General features: G+C 41.6%; 23 protein-coding genes. 9 read left to right on the top strand and 14 right to left on the bottom strand.

Going from position 1 to position 16,918, the window contains the following annotated elements:
* Positions 1-114: 114 nt before the first annotated feature.
* Positions 115-873 (top strand): DODA-type extradiol aromatic ring-opening family dioxygenase, encoded by a 759-nt coding sequence (locus JV16_RS13080; RefSeq protein ID WP_042536251.1) that lies wholly within the window; start codon positions 115-117, stop codon positions 871-873.
* Between the two features lie 13 nt (positions 874-886).
* Positions 887-1,282 carry a large conductance mechanosensitive channel protein MscL gene (mscL, locus tag JV16_RS13075; RefSeq protein ID WP_042536249.1) on the top strand — a complete coding sequence of 132 codons (396 nt, stop codon included), beginning with the start codon at positions 887-889 and terminating at the stop codon, positions 1,280-1,282.
* 86 nt (positions 1,283-1,368) lie between these two features.
* Here the strand turns inward: mscL and JV16_RS13070 are convergent, their stop codons facing one another.
* Both JV16_RS13070 and JV16_RS13065 read right to left on the bottom strand, forming a co-directional pair.
* On the bottom strand, positions 1,369-1,830 hold the full coding sequence (locus tag JV16_RS13070; protein WP_042536265.1) for a cupin domain-containing protein: 462 nt from the start codon (positions 1,828-1,830) through the stop codon (positions 1,369-1,371).
* Positions 1,831-1,931: 101 nt separating this feature from the next.
* A complete protein-coding gene (locus JV16_RS13065) occupies positions 1,932-2,207 on the bottom strand; it encodes an MATE family efflux transporter (protein WP_244149240.1) in 276 nt (91 codons plus the stop codon).
* Positions 2,208-2,480: 273 nt separating this feature from the next.
* Here JV16_RS13065 and JV16_RS13060 point away from each other — a divergent pair, with 273 nt between their 5' ends.
* Entirely contained in the window at positions 2,481-3,410 is a 930-nt protein-coding gene (locus tag JV16_RS13060; RefSeq protein WP_042536247.1) for an Rpn family recombination-promoting nuclease/putative transposase, read from the top strand.
* A 72-nt stretch (positions 3,411-3,482) separates the two neighbouring features.
* On the opposite strand, the gene JV16_RS13055 is transcribed toward JV16_RS13060, so the two are convergent.
* Both JV16_RS13055 and JV16_RS13050 read right to left on the bottom strand, forming a co-directional pair.
* Complete coding sequence (locus JV16_RS13055; protein ID WP_042536244.1) at positions 3,483-3,998, bottom strand: phosphatidylglycerophosphatase A family protein; 516 nt, start codon at positions 3,996-3,998, stop codon at positions 3,483-3,485.
* A gap of 100 nt (positions 3,999-4,098) precedes the next feature.
* Positions 4,099-5,316: an RNA-guided endonuclease InsQ/TnpB family protein gene (locus JV16_RS13050; protein ID WP_042536243.1), complete on the bottom strand. Its 1,218-nt coding sequence runs from the start codon at positions 5,314-5,316 to the stop codon at positions 4,099-4,101.
* A 227-nt stretch (positions 5,317-5,543) separates the two neighbouring features.
* Here JV16_RS13050 and JV16_RS13045 point away from each other — a divergent pair, with 227 nt between their 5' ends.
* From JV16_RS13045 to JV16_RS13030, 4 genes are all read left to right on the top strand, one after another.
* Positions 5,544-6,236, top strand: a complete 693-nt coding sequence (locus JV16_RS13045) for an alpha/beta hydrolase (RefSeq protein WP_042536241.1) — start codon at positions 5,544-5,546, stop codon at positions 6,234-6,236.
* A gap of 61 nt (positions 6,237-6,297) precedes the next feature.
* A complete protein-coding gene (locus JV16_RS13040) occupies positions 6,298-6,810 on the top strand; it encodes a YjcG family protein (protein WP_042536239.1) in 513 nt (170 codons plus the stop codon).
* A 3-nt stretch (positions 6,811-6,813) separates the two neighbouring features.
* The gene (locus tag JV16_RS13035; RefSeq protein WP_042536237.1) at positions 6,814-7,245 is read left to right on the top strand and encodes a GNAT family N-acetyltransferase; all 432 of its coding nucleotides are present in this window, start codon (positions 6,814-6,816) and stop codon (positions 7,243-7,245) included.
* 66 nt (positions 7,246-7,311) lie between these two features.
* Complete coding sequence (locus tag JV16_RS13030) at positions 7,312-7,989, top strand: DUF421 domain-containing protein (RefSeq protein WP_042536235.1); 678 nt, start codon at positions 7,312-7,314, stop codon at positions 7,987-7,989.
* On the opposite strand, the gene JV16_RS15810 is transcribed toward JV16_RS13030, so the two are convergent.
* On the bottom strand, positions 7,986-8,126 hold the full coding sequence (locus tag JV16_RS15810) for a hypothetical protein (RefSeq protein ID WP_021094700.1): 141 nt from the start codon (positions 8,124-8,126) through the stop codon (positions 7,986-7,988). The two genes, JV16_RS13030 and JV16_RS15810, sit on opposite strands and share 4 nt — an antisense overlap.
* 113 nt (positions 8,127-8,239) lie before the next feature.
* Here JV16_RS15810 and JV16_RS13025 point away from each other — a divergent pair, with 113 nt between their 5' ends.
* Entirely contained in the window at positions 8,240-10,360 is a 2,121-nt protein-coding gene (locus tag JV16_RS13025) for an ATP-dependent helicase (protein WP_042536233.1), read from the top strand.
* A 17-nt stretch (positions 10,361-10,377) separates the two neighbouring features.
* Here the strand turns inward: JV16_RS13025 and spoVIF are convergent, their stop codons facing one another.
* From spoVIF to JV16_RS13015, 3 genes are all read right to left on the bottom strand, one after another.
* A complete protein-coding gene (spoVIF, locus tag JV16_RS13020; protein WP_003395322.1) occupies positions 10,378-10,632 on the bottom strand; it encodes a sporulation-specific transcription regulator SpoVIF in 255 nt (84 codons plus the stop codon).
* Between the two features lie 89 nt (positions 10,633-10,721).
* The gene (locus tag JV16_RS15390) at positions 10,722-10,850 is read right to left on the bottom strand and encodes a YjcZ family sporulation protein (protein ID WP_009362140.1); all 129 of its coding nucleotides are present in this window, start codon (positions 10,848-10,850) and stop codon (positions 10,722-10,724) included.
* Between the two features lie 68 nt (positions 10,851-10,918).
* The gene (locus tag JV16_RS13015) at positions 10,919-11,161 is read right to left on the bottom strand and encodes a hypothetical protein (RefSeq protein ID WP_042536230.1); all 243 of its coding nucleotides are present in this window, start codon (positions 11,159-11,161) and stop codon (positions 10,919-10,921) included.
* 85 nt (positions 11,162-11,246) lie between these two features.
* On the opposite strand from JV16_RS13015, the gene JV16_RS13010 reads away from it, so the two are divergent.
* On the top strand, positions 11,247-11,567 hold the full coding sequence (locus tag JV16_RS13010; protein WP_042536228.1) for a thioredoxin family protein: 321 nt from the start codon (positions 11,247-11,249) through the stop codon (positions 11,565-11,567).
* 56 nt (positions 11,568-11,623) lie between these two features.
* Here the strand turns inward: JV16_RS13010 and iscB are convergent, their stop codons facing one another.
* The 6 genes from iscB to JV16_RS12980 form a co-directional block, all read right to left on the bottom strand.
* A complete protein-coding gene (iscB, locus tag JV16_RS13005; protein ID WP_244463834.1) occupies positions 11,624-12,877 on the bottom strand; it encodes an RNA-guided endonuclease IscB in 1,254 nt (417 codons plus the stop codon).
* A gap of 212 nt (positions 12,878-13,089) precedes the next feature.
* Positions 13,090-13,782, bottom strand: a complete 693-nt coding sequence (locus tag JV16_RS13000) for an ABC transporter ATP-binding protein (RefSeq protein WP_042536223.1) — start codon at positions 13,780-13,782, stop codon at positions 13,090-13,092.
* Between the two features lie 25 nt (positions 13,783-13,807).
* Complete coding sequence (locus JV16_RS12995; protein WP_042536221.1) at positions 13,808-15,307, bottom strand: hypothetical protein; 1,500 nt, start codon at positions 15,305-15,307, stop codon at positions 13,808-13,810.
* Between the two features lie 3 nt (positions 15,308-15,310).
* Positions 15,311-16,093 carry an ABC transporter permease gene (locus tag JV16_RS12990; RefSeq protein ID WP_042536220.1) on the bottom strand — a complete coding sequence of 261 codons (783 nt, stop codon included), beginning with the start codon at positions 16,091-16,093 and terminating at the stop codon, positions 15,311-15,313.
* A 77-nt stretch (positions 16,094-16,170) separates the two neighbouring features.
* Positions 16,171-16,551: a hypothetical protein gene (locus JV16_RS12985; RefSeq protein WP_042536217.1), complete on the bottom strand. Its 381-nt coding sequence runs from the start codon at positions 16,549-16,551 to the stop codon at positions 16,171-16,173.
* A gap of 102 nt (positions 16,552-16,653) precedes the next feature.
* A partial coding sequence (locus JV16_RS12980) for a transposase (protein ID WP_042533668.1) occupies positions 16,654-16,918 on the bottom strand: 265 nt, incomplete at its 5' end.

Below are 16,918 nucleotides of genomic sequence, written 5' to 3'. Positions count from 1 at the left end.
AAACAGCATGCATCCCATCAAAGATATGGCACATATATTTGCACTTCACATGTAAAAATAGACAAATCAAATCGATATATGGTAAAGTAGGGACAAAAGTGAAGGAGGAATATAATGACTGCTTTATTTCTCGCGCATGGATCACCGATGTTAGCTATTGAAGATAGCGCATATGCATCGTTTTTAACCACTTTCGGTAAACGCATAGATGCAAAAGCAATCGTTTTATTTACTGCACATTGGACGACGCGTCAACCGACCGTTTCATCGATTGACGGAACGTATGAAATGATTTATGATTTTTCCGGTTTTCCACGTGAATTGTATGAAGTAACTTATGCTGCACAAGGTTCAGTCGAATGGGCAAAACGCGTCCAACATCATCTGAAGCACGTCTCCCCCATCGTCAATATCGACGAGAGGCGTGGACTTGACCACGGCTCATGGGTATTGTTAAGCCGACTATTTCCAGAGGCAAACGTTCCAATTATTCAGGCATCTGTCGTTCCTTCGTGGACACCAAAGCAATTGTTTCAACTCGGAGAGGCACTCCGCCCGTTGCGTGACGAAGGTGTCATGATCATCGGCAGTGGTGGCACAGTGCATAATTTAATGGCGCTTCGTTGGGAAGAACGAACAAAAGTAGATTCTTGGGCTGTCGCCTTTGATGATTGGTTGCTTGCCCAGTCATCTGCCCATAGTGAAGATGTGTTTCACTATGAAGAAAAAGCCCCTTATGCTAAACAAGCCGTCCCGACTCAAGAACATTTAGCTCCGTACTGGATTGCTTACGGAGCCGGCAATCGCTCGCCACATGTTTTGTTCCGAGAATATGAGTACGGAAACTTAAGCCTTTTAGCTGTATCATTTTAATGGAGGGTTTCGGATGTGGGACGAGTTTAAGAAATTCGCTATACGAGGCAACGTCATCGACTTAGCTGTCGGAGTGGTTATTGGTGGGGCATTTGGAAAAATTGTTTCTTCCCTCGTCAATGACATTATTATGCCCCTTGTCGGTCTCATTTTAGGGGGAATTGATTTCAGCAAGTTATCTTGGAAAGTCGGAGAAGCAGAAGTGAAATATGGGGCTTTTATTCAAACTGTCGTTGACTTTTTTCTCATCGCCTTTTCCATTTTTATATTTATTAAGCTGTTAAACAACTTGCACGAACGAATGAAAAAACAAGAAGAGACGAAACAAACCGCACCAACGATTACAAAAGAACAACAACTGCTCACAGAAATTCGCGATTTATTGAAACGACAAAAAGAAATGTCGTAAAGGGCTGTCCGAAAAGTCGCATGTCATCCTATCAAGAGCTTATTGGATAATACAAGTAAGAGACTTGAGGCATCGCCCCAAGTCTCTTATCGTTCCGCCGCAAGGGCATCTGCTTTTGTCGGATGCACCGTTCCAGCTGGGTGTTGTGGTGGGGCATAAATCGAGTATAGTTTAAGTGGAACGTTGCCCGTGTTAATCAAGTTATGCCACGTTCCCGCTGGCACGAAAATAGCCGATCCGTCCGCTACCTTTCTTTCAAACGTGAGCTGATCTTTCTTTTTTCCCATGCGCACAATGCCTTCTCCTTGTTCGATACGTAAAAATTGGTCGAGATGATTGTGAATTTCTAATCCAATATCTTCTCCAACTTGAAGGCTCATTAACGTCACTTGCAAATGCGGCCCTGTCCATAGCGCCGTACGAAACATATTGTTTTGTTTCGTCGCTTCTTCTATTTGAACAACAAATGGATTCGGCCCGTAATCTTTCGCGGTTGCTCGCGGAAGCGGATACCTCATCATCGCATATGGATACATCGGCACATACATATAGCTCGGATAGTAATAATACACATTCCCACCTCTTTCAATATCATCAATCGCTATGTTATGCGCCGTGCTTGAACAACGTCCCCTATGTCAAAAACAATTTATACTGCTTTCACCCATTGAAATGAACGATATCTCCAATATAACAATACCGCGCGCGCAATCATGACCGCCGCCGCAGCAATGGCGAGAAATACTGCAAAATAAATGTTTAAAATCGTATTGGATACCCCGACGGCCGCCACTTCATGTAAACCTAATTGCGAGATAAATAACGTATCAACAAATCCGACTGCACTTTTCAAAAAGTTTTCAATGATAATCAGAAATGCTAAAACGACAATCGTCTTTCCGTGCGACATGAACTGCTTAAACAAACAGATCGCCACCAATCCGAAAACATATTGCACCTTTTGTATTATAAATAATTGGTACATAACAAGAAATACGACGAACGAAGAAATGGACATATACTACTTTTTGTAACTTCAAAAATTAAATTTTCAACCTAAAAAACGGTTCATCCTCCCACTTTTTCACTCCATTTGTCATAAAAATTTTCCGCAAAATTCAGTTTTCTACTTTTGCATTTCCCTTATTTCCCGATTTTAATCAAATTGTCCCCTATATTCTAAGAAAGGATGATCTGTATGCAATACCTCGATTTAAAAATGGATTTCATGTTTAAACAACTGTTCGGCCACCCAAGCAGAAAGTCAATCACCATGGCGTTTTTAAATGCGTTGCTACATCGGACTGGAGATGATCGCATCATCGACGTACAGTTTGAAAACACCGAACTAACGAAAGAAACAGAAGACGGTAAGACTGGACGGTTAGATGTCATCGTTCGCACAAACCGCGGCGAGCGCATTCACGTTGAAATTCAAATCATCCCACAATACGGTATGCCCGAACGGCTATTGTATTACTGGGCAAGGTTGTTTTCATCTTCACTATCGAAAGGAGAACGGTACGACATTCTCCCTCCAACGATTATGATCGCCATCTTAAATTATCCCCTTTTCCCACATGAAACAGATCGCTTCCATACCGTTTTTCACATTCGTGAAGACGAAGAACAGTTTCTTTGGAGCCATCACCTTGAATTTCATGTACTCGACTTGTCACAATTTATGGTAAAATGGAAGAAATATCGGAGAGAAGTGAAACAGTCACCGGAATGGCCATGGCTAACGATGTTGTCGGCTGTCGATGGACGAACGAAAAAAATGGATGAAGAGATGTTTCGTGAATTGGAGGGAATAGCCATGACAGAACAAGACATTTTAGAAGCGCTAGAAGAATGGCAAAGCTTAAGCGTCGACCCTGAAAACCGTTACGCGTACGAAATGCGGCTGAAATGGCTCCTTGATCAACTCTCAAACATTCGCGGCAGTCGGGAAGAAGGAAGGCAAGAAGGATTGAAAGAAGGATTGAAAAAAGGATTAGAACAAGGTCGAGAAGAAGGGAAAAATGAAACGATTCGAAAAATGGTCGAAAAAGGAATGAGTATAACAGACGTTGCCCATATTCTCGACATGACAGAGAAGGAAGTATGGGAGCGGTTGGGGGATTAGCTTCGACATGTTTTCAAAAAGGGGCTTGCCCAAAAAGTCGGTATAACTGACTTTTTGGGCAGCTTCAAACGTTTATGCATTCAACGCAGCTTCTTCCTCGTCGCGCAAATTGTGGGCAAGGCGACCGGATGCGCTAGCGGCAACGCTGGCAACTAAGTCGTCTAAAAACGTATGCACGCCTTTGCCGAGCTTCGTGTCAAGCTGCTTAATGATCCCGACTTTATTTTTATCTAAATGACCAAACGTTGTTACCGCGATGCTTCCGTACCCGAGCACTGCGCCGAGCGCCAACGTTTCATCGACGCCAAACAGTCCTTCGTCCGTCTCGACAATCGTTTGTAGCGGCTCGGAAAGCATGCCTTGTTCGGCTAGTTTATCGAGCTCGATGCCAACTAAAATCGCATGTTGCACCTCGCGTTTTTGCAGCACTTTTTCGACGCTTTCTATACATTCTGCCATCGTTAGCTCTTTGTTGTAAGGACTTTGCATTTCATATACAATCTCAGCAATGGCTGGAATCGTTACCCCACGTTCTGTTAATAACTGCAACGTTCTTTCATACACTTCTTTACTTGATATACGCTTCATTCCTCATCCTCCTCCCGTTCTATCATTAGGTTATCAATTTTATTAAAATCATAGAATAATGATAAAGATTTTAATAAAATTGTTTATCCGTCCACGTCGTTTAAGCGACATGTACTCGGATTGGGTGTAACCCCACACCCGCTATCCCATTGGCGAACGCCTTTGGGAATACTTTTCTCATGATGTTGTATGCCCCGTTGACATCTGCGTTAATCAGTATTCCATTTTCAGATTGAAACAGTCCTCGCTTGATGCGCGTTCCTTTGTATTGCTTTTGCTTTTTGATTTCTTCCATGTCTAAAAAACTGCATTTCGATGTATAGCTTTCTTCTGTCACGATGACACGAATCCCATGCTGTGCTGCTTTGTACTGCAACTGATGAAGAAACGTTTGATACGGGATGTGAACGAACGCTTGATTTGTGCGCTTTCCGAGATGGACTTCACGCTTCCAATCTTTATTCATCCCCACCACAATCGTATCGCAGTCTAAAGACAGCGCATGTTTGATGACAAAGGCACTCGCTTGGTGTATAAAGTTTTCCACGATGCGGTTTCGTTTTTCTGTCATTTTGCTCATTCGTTTTGTCCAATCGAGTCCATTCATCTGTTTCGCTACTTTGCGGTAGTGGCTCATTTGTTTGTTATAGTATTGATTGGCGGATTTTAGACCTTTACCATTGATGACGATCGGTTGTTTGCCCACATTGTTCACAATGGTTGCGAAGTTATCTAATCCCAAATCAATACTGATATATCTGTTGTTATCTTGTTTTTGTGTTGGAATAGGGATTTTGTAAACGACTTCGACGATGATATGGCGGTGTTTCGGAACGAATCGGACTTGTTGTAGCTTCCCTTTCATGTTTGTCTTTAACCGAAACCCTTGAAAACAGGCAGGAAACGTGATTTGTTCATCGACGACTTTGCATGATTGATTCGTTAGCACAAGTACATATCGTCCGTCTTTTTTGAGATATTTGGGCGGTTTCGGTCTGCCTGTATATTTGTCTTTGTTTTTTGCCCAATCTTTCATCGACTTAAAAAATGATTGCCAATTTTGATGCAACATTCTTAACGTTTGTTGAGCACATTGAGCCATTGGCATCGCTCGATAGTCTGTATCCATCCCTTCTGTTTTCAGCAGCTTGTCTAGCTTGTTGTAAGAAAGATACGTGCCGTGTTGGAAAAACGTTTGCCTCACTTGATAGTTGGCGAAGTTGTACAAATTTTTTGACCGAAAACAATACTCGTCGAGCATCGGATAATACGGATGAGTGGCGAAAATCATATGCCTTTCCACTCGATTCGCCATCATGATCGTTGTTCACCTCGCTTTCTCTTTTACTATACATGTTCATAAGAGAACCATGCAATAAGATGTAAAGATAATCACGAAAGAAGTGGGATCTCAAATATATTTTATCAAAATTTTTAATATATTTTTACGATTGGATGAAAAAACAGAACCATATCACGCAACGACAAAAAATGCAGAAATGTGGTACGATAAAAAAGAACAACGTCGTAAAAGGATGGGAGAACATGCAAGAGTTAAAACTTCACAGCCAACATTTAGATGAACAATTATCGTTGCCCGTATACTGCACAAAGCCTGTCACACCACTTTATAAACATCTCGTCCTCATCGCACAAGATGGACAAGATTATTTTATGTTTGGAAAAATTGCCCGCGTGATCGATGAGCTTAGGGTGCGCGTTGTCGTCATCGGCGTGCCATACCGCGACGTATTCGATCGTTATGACAAATACCACCCGAATGGAAAAAAACGAGAAGCGTACATGCGCTTTCTCGCCAACGAACTCGTGCCACTCGTTGATGAACATTTTTCAACATATCAAATGGGATCCACTCGCATTCTCGTCGGTGATTCGCTTGCGGGAACCGTTTCGCTTCTTACTGCGATGACATACCCACATACGTTCGGAAAAGTTGTCATGCAGTCGCCATATGTAAACGACGATGTGATGGCGCGTGTTCGATCGTTTACCGACTGGCATTTGCTTGCGCTTTATCATTCGATCGGCACGCAAGAAACGGAAGTGAAAACGACAGATGGGGCTGTCCGCAACTTTATTGAGCCGAATCGTGCGCTATGTACCGCCCTTCAAGCAAAACAAGCTCGCTATCACTATCACGAGTTTGACGGCGATCATTCGTGGACATACTGGCAACCGGATTTACCGATCGGATTAAAAAAAGTTATCGAAATGTAACAGTATTTTCCGAAAATTTGTTATAATATATAAATATAATGATGAAAGGAGGAAACATCGCATGAAATGTGGTATCGCGATATTTCCATCAAAAAAAGTACAAGATTTTGCTAATTCGTATCGCAAACGATACGACACACATTACGCGCTTATCCCGCCTCATATCACGCTCAAATATGCGTTTGATGTGGAGGATGACAAGCTTGCTGAACTCGTCCAACAACTGCATCGCGTCGCGCGCGAAACGGAGCCATTTACGATGCGCATCACGAAATTCAGTTCGTTTTATCCGGTCAACAACGTCATTTATTTAAAAGTGGAGAAAACAGAGCCGCTCGTTCAGCTACACGAAAAATTGCATCGTCCGCCGTTCGTCGAACAAACGGACTATGCGTTCGTACCGCACATTACAATCGCGCGCGATTTGTCAAACGACGAATATTCGGACGTGTTCGGCCGCTTCCAAATGCAATCTGTTTCTTTCGAAGAACAAATTGACCGCTTCCATCTTCTCTATCAACTCGAAAATGGATCGTGGTCAGCTTACGAAACATTTCATCTCGGGAAGGAATAAACGATGCGCGTAAATAAAGGGCAAGATGAAGCGATTTGGCGTGATGCCTTGCTCGTTCGCCGCGCCGTCTTTATCGACGAACAAGGCGTATCAGAGGAAGAAGAAATTGACGCATTCGAAAGCGAGTCCGTTCATTTCGTTTTATACGACGACGACAAGCCGATCGCCGCAGGTCGCTTTCGCACAATAGACGGCGTCGGTAAAATTGAACGCATTTGCGTCCTTCCTTCTTATCGCGGACGCGGCATCGGAAAACAAATGATGGAAGCGATCGAACAATACGCGAAACAGCACGTGACGAAAGTGAAGCTAAACGCCCAAACACACGCCGAACCGTTTTACAAACAACTCGGCTATGAAACCGTATCAGACGTCTTCCTTGACGCTGGCATTCCACATGTGACAATGGTCAAAGCAATCAACATGCGATCATAACGGTCGCATGTTTTCTTTTTCCTTTGGCATACTAACAAAAGAAGCGACAGAAGAAAGGATATTGTTATGAACGAATTTGGACAAATTGCAGTCGAACTCATTGTCGGTTATGTCGCCTTGTTTATTATGGCGAAAATACTCGGACGGACACAAATTACGCAAATTACACCATTTGACTTCATTTCCGCCCTCGTTCTCGGCGAGCTTGTCGGAAATGGACTATACGATGTAAATGTCGGACTTGCGCAAGTATTGTTCGCAATCGCTCTTTGGGGACTTTTAATTTACGCAACTGAAATGATTACGCAAAAGAAAAAAGAACTGCGTGAATTGCTCGAAGGAAAACCAGTGATCGTCATTTCAAAAGGAAAAATTTTATATGACGCATTAAAACAAACGAAACTCGACTTGAATCAGCTCCAACATTTACTTCGCGCTCGCAACGTCTTTTCCGTTCGCGAAGTCGAATACGCCATTTTAGAAACGGACGGCACAGTAAGCGTCATGAAAAAAGCGCCGTATGAACAACCGACGCGTCAAGACCATAACATATCTGCATCTCAAGCGACATTGCCCGTCACCGTCATTATCGATGGAGAAGTCATTTGGGACAATATACGAGAAAATGGGTGGGACGAACAATGGCTTCAAAAACATATTCGCCATGCGGGGTTTGAAAACTACAGCGACATTTTATACGCCGAATGGCAAGAAGGAAAAGGAATGCACGTGCAGGCATATTAACGTTTTTTCTCAGACGACCGATCTTTCGGGCGTTTTTTCTTTTCAGGGGGGCTTTCTTTTTTTTCATTCGTTGTGCGTTGTACGCTTGTTGCGCGCGGAACAATGAATGGATTCGAACGAATTGGCGGGATATGCATTGTTTCCAACCTCCTTTGTTATATCATTCGCCATCTAACGAAAAACTCCTTTTCTCTTATTGTATGTTTTGTTAACATAGACGTTGACGTTACATCATGAAGGAGTTTTTACGATGAACAAAGCGCAATATAACGGCAAATTGTTTGACCTTCATACATTGCCACGAGAAAAATACGAGCTCGTTTACGAACAAAGTTTACGCAATAAATGGACGTGCCCGATGTGCGGTGGAATCGTTCGTTTGCATTTAGCGATTGAACATGCCCCGCACTTTTATCATGTTTCGAATCCGTGCATAAAAGAAGAACGACAACGAGGAAACGCGGTTGCTATTCGACCACACCAACCGTTTCAAGCGAAAGAAAAAAAACAGACGATCGTATGCGGAGTGTCGCTCGATGCGGATCAATATGAAGCTGTCCGCCACGTCGAAGGACCGCTTCTCGTCCTCGCCGGTGCAGGAAGCGGCAAAACGCGCACGTTGACGACACGGGCTGCATCAATGATTACAAATCATCATATGAAAGCTTCAAACATGATGATCGTCACCTTTACGACAAAAGCGGCAAAAGAGCTAGCGGAACGACTGTATGCATACAACCTTGATGTCCTGCCGACAATCGGCACATTTCATAGCTTATTTTATCGCATGTTGCAACATGCCGATCCGTTTCGCTGGCGGCATGAGCGGCTCATTCGCGATTGGCAAAAAGAGCGAATGATAAAAGAAATCGGGCGCGAACTCGGCATCGATGAGCGCGATTTTCCGTACGATGAAGCGATGCAGCGCATGTCGTATTGGAAAAATACGCTTACTTCCCTTTCTGACATCGCGATCGAAACCGAATGGGACGAGCGCGTCGTTCAATTATATACACAATACGAACAAAAAAAGCGCGAGCTTGATGTATTTGACTTTGATGATATGTTATATGCATGTTATGACATGTTGCGGACAGATGAAAAGCGGCTCTATCCATATCAAGAGCGGTTTCATTATTTTCTCATCGATGAGTTTCAAGACATTAACAACGTGCAATATGAAACGATGAAGTTGCTTGCGTCACATACGCACCATATATGCGCCGTCGGCGATGACGATCAAGCGATTTATGCGTTTCGCGGCTCTGATTCATCGTTTATTCATCAATTCCAACAAGATTTTCCACATACAAAAATCGTAAAGTTGACGGAAAATTATCGTTCGCCACATCCGATCGTATCGCTTGCCAACAGCATTATTTCTAAAAGTCGCACGCGCATTCCGAAACAAATGAACGCCCAAACCGATAGCGTACATATGCCGACGTTGTTCTTTCCGTACGATGAAGAAGAAGAGGCAACGATGATCGCCTGTGACATCGAAGAACGAATGAAACAAGGCGTCAAACCGAGCGATATCGCTATTTTATGCCGAACGAACGCCGCGTCGCGCGCCGTCTTTGAACGGCTCGCTCAACTTCGCCTCCCGGTGACGACGGACGGAGAATCATTTTACAACCGTCGCATCGTGCGCTATTTGTTAAGCTTCCTTCAATTAAGCATCGATCCGAACAACGAACAAGCGCTTGCCGATGTGGCGACGGTGTTGTTTTTAAAACAAACGGTCATGAACGACTTAAAGGCGAACGCCATTTTACAAGACTGTTCGCTCGTGGAGGCGCTCGCTAAACTCGATCGTATCGCACCGTTTCAACAACAAAAATTGCGCACGATCGTTCCGCTATTTGCGAAAGTGAAAGAAATGAAGCCGCTTGAGGCGATCGATTTCATTGAAAAAGAAATGGGGTTTGGCGACTTTTTAAAAAAGCGCGGCAACGAAGGAAATACGATAGAAAAAGGATCCGATGACGTACGCGATGTAAAAGTTGTCGCGCGCAAATTTAAAACGATTCCCGCGTTTCTTGCCCACGTCGCGCGCACCAAAGCGTACGCCAACACGACATGCGATGACGGCATTCAACTCATGACGATTCATCGTTCGAAAGGGTTAGAGTTTCCGATCGTATATATCATCGGGGCGGTGGACGGACTATTGCCTCACGATTATGCACTTGAGGCGTACCGAAACGGCGATGTCGCACCGCTTGAAGAAGAGCGCCGCCTTCTGTACGTCGCCGTCACGCGCGCCAAAGAGCGTCTCTTTATTTCCGTTCCGTCCATGCGCCGTTTAAAAAAAGCAAACGCCTCGCGCTTGCTTTCTTCTCAAACAAAAGCGAAAAGCCTCGTCTAAGACTTTTCGCTTTTTCGTTATTTTTTATTTAACATGTTCGCGATCGTATTGAAGTCCATTTGTTTTCCGTTGTTGATAATCGATTGAACAATTTTATCTTCCAATTCTTTCGGCACGTTGCGATTAGCGATTTGCGCCACGCGCTTCACGATGCCGCGCACCGTTTTTTCATCTTTGAAATTCGCATGTTGCAACGAGTTCGCAAGCGCAAAAATGTCTTGCATATTGACGCCCGTTTTCTTTTCGATATTTTTAAAAAAATGTTGATCCATTTTTCTCCGCCTCCTTCACTTTTCTTTTTCAGCATATGAAAAAAACAAAAAAAACGTTCCAAAGGCGTGACCCTTTGGAACGTCTCTTTTTAGTGAACGAACGCTGCACCAACGATAATTAACAAGATGAACAACACGACGATTAACACAAATGTTGAACCGTAGCCGCCGCCGTAGCCGTAGCCACCGTAACCATATCCGCAATATCCGAAGCCCATGAGACTCCACCTCCTTGAACGTTGTCGCTTACATCATATGCATACAAATAAATTTGGTATGGGCGCTCCTATAAAAATTCCCCTCCTTGCCGAAACATGCGGGCGAACTGCTTTTCTTTTTTCGCAAAAAACGCTTCCGCATCGCTCATGTTTGCTTGAAACTGTTGAAATAGCGCCCCATTTATTTTTTCAAGTTTGTTTAGCGTCATCTCCATCTCTTTTCCCCATGAGTCAAACGCCTTCATGAACGCATCGTGCTTTTGATGTTTTGCCCGCACATACGATTGCAGTTCTTTTTCCAATCGATCCATCGCTTTCCCCCCTTGCTTTTTCATACGTAAAAAACGAAAACATGTGCTAAAATAAAAGACGAAATCAAAAGAAAGGACGTGTCATATGGAACGGCTACAAGACGCACAACAATTTGAACAGGCGATCGCCTCCAGCACGCCTGTTGTCGTGAAATTTTTTACAACATGGTGCCCAGATTGCGTACGAATGGATCAATTTATGGATGAAGTCATTGCCGCTTACCCACAATTTACATGGTATGACATCAATCGCGACGATGTGCCAGACATCGCCGAAACATACAACGTCATGGGCATTCCGAGCTTACTTGTATTCCAAAACGGCGAAAAAATCGCCCACTTGCATAGCGCCAATGCAAAAACACGCGAACAAGTCGAGGAGTTTCTGCAAACGATTAAAGGCTGACAAATGATGTCAGCCTCATGACATTTCATCAGTTTTAGGCGAAGAGACCCCGATTTCTAAGCGTTAGCGAAAGTCGGGGAGGAATCGCCCTTCCTCCTTTCAATTAGTAATGTACTAGCATACTCAACTCTTTTTAGTTTTTTCCAGCTTGCTGAAGCATGCACTTTTGTGCCATCTAACAGCCGAAGGTCAAAATAACCGCTGCTTCTTCTGCCAAATATAAAACATTCTTTCCCTTCGTACACCACCTTGTCAAACAGTTGAAACCCTTTGACAAATCGTGGAGCTTTGTTTGATTTTCGTTTTCCACCTTTCAAGATGGTTGCCTTATGCAATTGACGGTTGTTTTTGCGAACGAATTTTAGAAGATAAACCGTGCCACTTGGCTTAGCTAGTGGATTTCCACTAATACAACGAGCATCCACCATATGAGACTTAGGCAGTCCATTAGCAATGCGAATACACTTGGTGATATACCCATATGTGATATTTGCATGCGAGTATTTTTCTCTTATCCTACTAAACATTGCCCATCGTATGGCAGTCATCTGACTAGCATCCCTCATAGGCGGTCGTTTGCGTTGTAATATATGTTCAAGCCCTTTTTCGTGAATTTCATGGTGACATGTTTTGCATAGAGTAATCAGATTATCTGGTGAATCGCCTCCTGTCTTTCGACTTTCAATATGATGCACTTGGAGAACAGGGTCTTTCTTTTTTCCTTTGCAATATTGACAAGTATGATTGTCTCTGTATAGAACATACTCTCTAACATTCCAAAACCCCATTTGTTCTCCTTGTTGATATTCCACCCCTTGGATATTTGGGTTCTTTAGTTTCTGTGTATCGAATGTTGCTACCTCAATAGTGACAGAAGTAACAGGGAGAATATTGTGTACTAAATCAATCAACTTTATATGCGAGTTGATTTTGTGTTGAATAGATGGTGGCAACCACCCCTCTGGTTTTCTTCTGTTAAGAAATCTGGCTTCTCGGTAGCGAGTCTTTCTATTTCTTCGACTTCTACGAAACTGTCTCCGTATAGCAAGTAAATCCACAATATCTGTTCGAAGTTTCACTTCTGCTTCAAACAGCACATCTTTCTCTGTTGTTGCGGAAATTCCTACATATCGTGTTCCCATGTCAACACCCAATGACACTGGTTGTTTGTAACCACTACTACCATACAGAAGCTGGATGGTAAAAGGCGTCCTTCTTACTACTTTTGCTTTCTTCTGTTTTAACAGAAGTCTTGCTTTCCTTGATGAGCATGGCATGAGTGGTTTTCCATGCTTATTGATAATGTACACGAACAAGACGTGTACCTCCTTTCAGGAGTGAGTTCCTCCTCCCCAATGTTGGAAGGACTTGTTTGGCAGACAGCACCGCTCCTACCCATCAGAGCTTTTAACCATCTGCGACAGGGTTACGGACTGGAGGAGCATCCGTAAGTGTCATGACCCCTCCAACGTAGCCATTGAATGGCTGAGGGTAGTCAACTAGGGCTTGGCAAGCCCCCACTTCAAAAGCTGTTAGGCTTTAAGTGGTGGGTAGTTGACGATTCATTCTTTACCAAAGCAACGGGCTCTAGTTGGTATTTATTAATGCGAAAAACTCGGTCACACAAAATATCTATATCTTCTTGATTATGGCTTGTCAATAAAATTGTACGCCCTTCACTTTTGAAAGATAATAACAAATGACGAATGTTATTTACACTTTCAGCATCTAGTGCATTGAATGGTTCGTCTAATATAAGTATTTGTTGGTCTTCCATAATTGCTTGGGCAATCGCTAACTTCTGCTTCATACCTAAAGAGTAATGTTTCACTTTTTGCTTCGCTTGCGGTTGTAATCCGACCTTTTCCATTGTTTCTGCTATTTTTTCGTCACTAATCTTCCCTCTAATCATTGCTAATTCCTTCAAATTTTGAAAACCTGTTTTATTAGCTATATAACCAGGACGATCTATAATGATTCCAATATTATCCGGAAATCTTTTACTTTTCCCGATTTCTACCCCGTCGACAACGATACTCCCTTCATCTGGAAATACGAATCCGCATATCATTTTAAATAAAACAGATTTACCGGAACCGTTCGGACCTACGATACCACATATACTCCCTTTTTCTATATCTAAATTAACATTTTGGAACAGCGTTAATCCTTTATAAGATTTACTCACATTTTTCAAGGAAATAACAATCGACATTTTCCATCCCACCCATATTCATTTTTTATATTTTTAAGCTTTGTTTCAATAAATAACGAATTATAAAATATGAAACGATATTCATCGTAACTAAAATAAATGTTAAGTAATAAGGAGAATAATCCGCTAAATAAACAATTCCATTTAACCCTACAGGTATGATCCCTTTTGAATTCACACTAGGCAACATGAAAAGCATCAACATACTAGTCAAAACAACACCATATATTGATTCCTTGCTTGTCCAAGAAAATATAAAGACGAGGCTTATATAAAAAACGATTTGCAAAAAACCGTTAACAAAAAAGTGATAAATTACTTCATGTAGCGGATTGGAAAGCAAAGTCATGTAAAAACTAACATGTGCTCCAAAACAAACAGCCAATACGAGTGAAAGAATAATCAACATGAACAAAAAGAAAACGGTTACTCCCATTAACTTCGTCATCCAGCTCCAAAACCATTTACTTAAACTCTTGAAACGAATGATTTTATAGTATCCTAACTGCTCAACCTCATTACTTAGAAAAAGCAGTTGAATTAAATAAACAAATCCAAAAAATACGACTGAATAAAAGAAAAACGGAATATAAGCAAAACGATCGGCACTAACCCCAGCAAAAGACATAACGAAAACATCCCAAACTGTCACATCAGGGGATTGAACTAATGATCGAGCTGTTGCTCCTATCCCCATGACACAAAGAGAAAAATAAGTGACAATAGGTATATGTGATTTTATTGAATGAACGTACACTTTTTTATTTAAATCTAAAAATTGTAAAAACCATATACAAAGACAAAAAAAGGTGATGACTACAATATAAACAGGGATAGGAGAATGAAAAGCATCTACGCCATTAGTGATTGAAAAAAAGGAAAGCGGCGACAAAAACGCGAACTCGTTTGGAAATAGCTTGAATCCTATAATACTGAAAAGGAAAAAGAAAACGCTAATGAAAAGCATGAAATTCTTACTTTTAGTTAACACGTACGTGACTGCAAAAACGATGTGTAACAATGAAAAAATACAGAGCAACAAGAATAATTGCGCCACGAAGACAGATGCAGGTTTGTTAAAGAAATATACAAGCTGATCAAGTGTATTAGTAGAATGTGCTGTCTTACTGAACTCGCTCCAACTCCATGAATAGGGAAACCCAATTGCCATAAATAACGACATAAACACCCATAGGCATAGTAGCGGAAAGGCGATTTCCCAGAAATTTTTAAAGGAATAATATATCCATTTCTTAAACGATCCTAAGCGAACTAAAATTTGATAATCAAATTCGACCAAAATAGACTTTACTAAAAGCAATAACACAATAGGAACAACGAAATAAAGAATGAGATACGGATCAGTTAACAGGCGCAAAGACACATCCCAGTTGTTGAAGTGTAATCGCTGTTGATGTGCAACTTGAACGATCTCACTTTTAAGCATTGCGCCATAAAAGTAAAAAACAGCCCCTACAATAATCCACTTTATACTAAAGATATTCTCAACACTCTCTCGTTTCATAGTCTATATCATCCATTCATTCTCATTTCGTATCGAAAATACAAAAACGATAGCTAAAACAATTAGTAAAAATGAAAACGGAACAAGCACAGTCCATAGAGGTTGCTGTTCAATATTGAACGGAAAAATCGTACTAAGTGGTGAAAAAATGGCCACATGAAACAAACCGGTCACAAAGTTTAAAATATGATAAAAAAGAAACGGGATCGACAAAGCGATGAATGGATTACTGACATTTAGCAATAGCATAAAAGCAATGGTAGAATACACTATGCCATTTACGGCAACCCACGAAGAATAAATAAGCCCGTATGTTAACGCTCCGTGCGATAAAAACTGTGAAAAAGTTACAGCAGGTATACGCATATGTTCATTAGAAGGGCTATAATGAATAATGCCTAATTTTTGTTCAAAATATACGATAAAAAGAAACGGGAGAAAAATGAGCAAAAACGTAACAATTCCCGTTAGCAGAGCATTCACCAGTCCTTTACTAGTGATGTAAATATGCAGTGGAACTCTAGTACGAGTATACGTAATAAACTTGTTTCTTTGTTCCTGTAAAAAAGAAGGTAAATAAATGATGATGGCGATAACAGGAAAGAGCAAAGGAATAATGCCTGACACTGTTTCATGAAATACTTCAATCGGTTCATAAAACTGATATCCTTCTTTTACCATATAAAATCTAACCGTTGGTAACAAAACAATAATACTTATCCAAAAAAATAAATTTTTTTTTGTAATTGCTCTCTTCAATTCGACTACTAATTGGTTGCTCAACATTTCTTTCACCCTCTCATTCGCGAAAAATGAATCGTGATCGTCGGACGTTCGTCCTAAACGATCACGATAAATATTTTTTAATTACTTCTCCATCTTCCCGATACTTGAACATTTACTGGCGTCGTTATATCATTACTGAACTCAACTCGCGTGCTCAACCCTTTCGGAACAGAGTTTGGTAGATTGCGATAGTCATCATCCGTTACCCTACGCACCCATGATCCTGTACCAGAGCTAGCCACCATTCTCGCATCAACAGTATACGATCCTCCAACGATCGCCGAATATAACTCCCCATACGTTCCAGACGAATCTTTTGTCTGATAACCAGTATAACCGCTACCATTGAATCTTGGAACGGTTGTATCATAGTTTGACCAGCTAGTACCTGCCTGCACTACTCCACCGAACACCACTAAACCGACTGACAAACTAAATAGGGCGAATTTCCTCTTCAAACCAATTACCTCCTATAATTAAAATTTATTACACTTTTATTATATATTTTTATTTTTTTTTTTTCAAGGGTTCATCACCAAAAGATGTACTTGCACCTGCCATTAAAGTATGTTAGTCGTTTCTAACCGAACCCGTAATGCAAAACGCTGGATATTTCTGTATCCATATCCCCGACGTTTGATCAGCTTGATCTTGTTATTCGTTCCTTCCATTTTCCCATTCGAGTAAGGGGATAAAATGCAAGAAACGATTTCTTCTGTTCGCTTGACGAGCGCTTTTGCAATCGCGCGCACAACCGAACAAGGACAAAACGAATACCGATGAATCCAAGACTCCAAACGTCGTTTCGCCTGTTGCTCGTCTTTG

The organism is Anoxybacillus ayderensis (genome assembly GCF_000833605.1).
GTDB classification, from domain to species: domain Bacteria; phylum Bacillota; class Bacilli; order Bacillales; family Anoxybacillaceae; genus Anoxybacillus; species Anoxybacillus ayderensis.
This window is presented reverse-complemented; position numbering and strand designations above follow the sequence as displayed.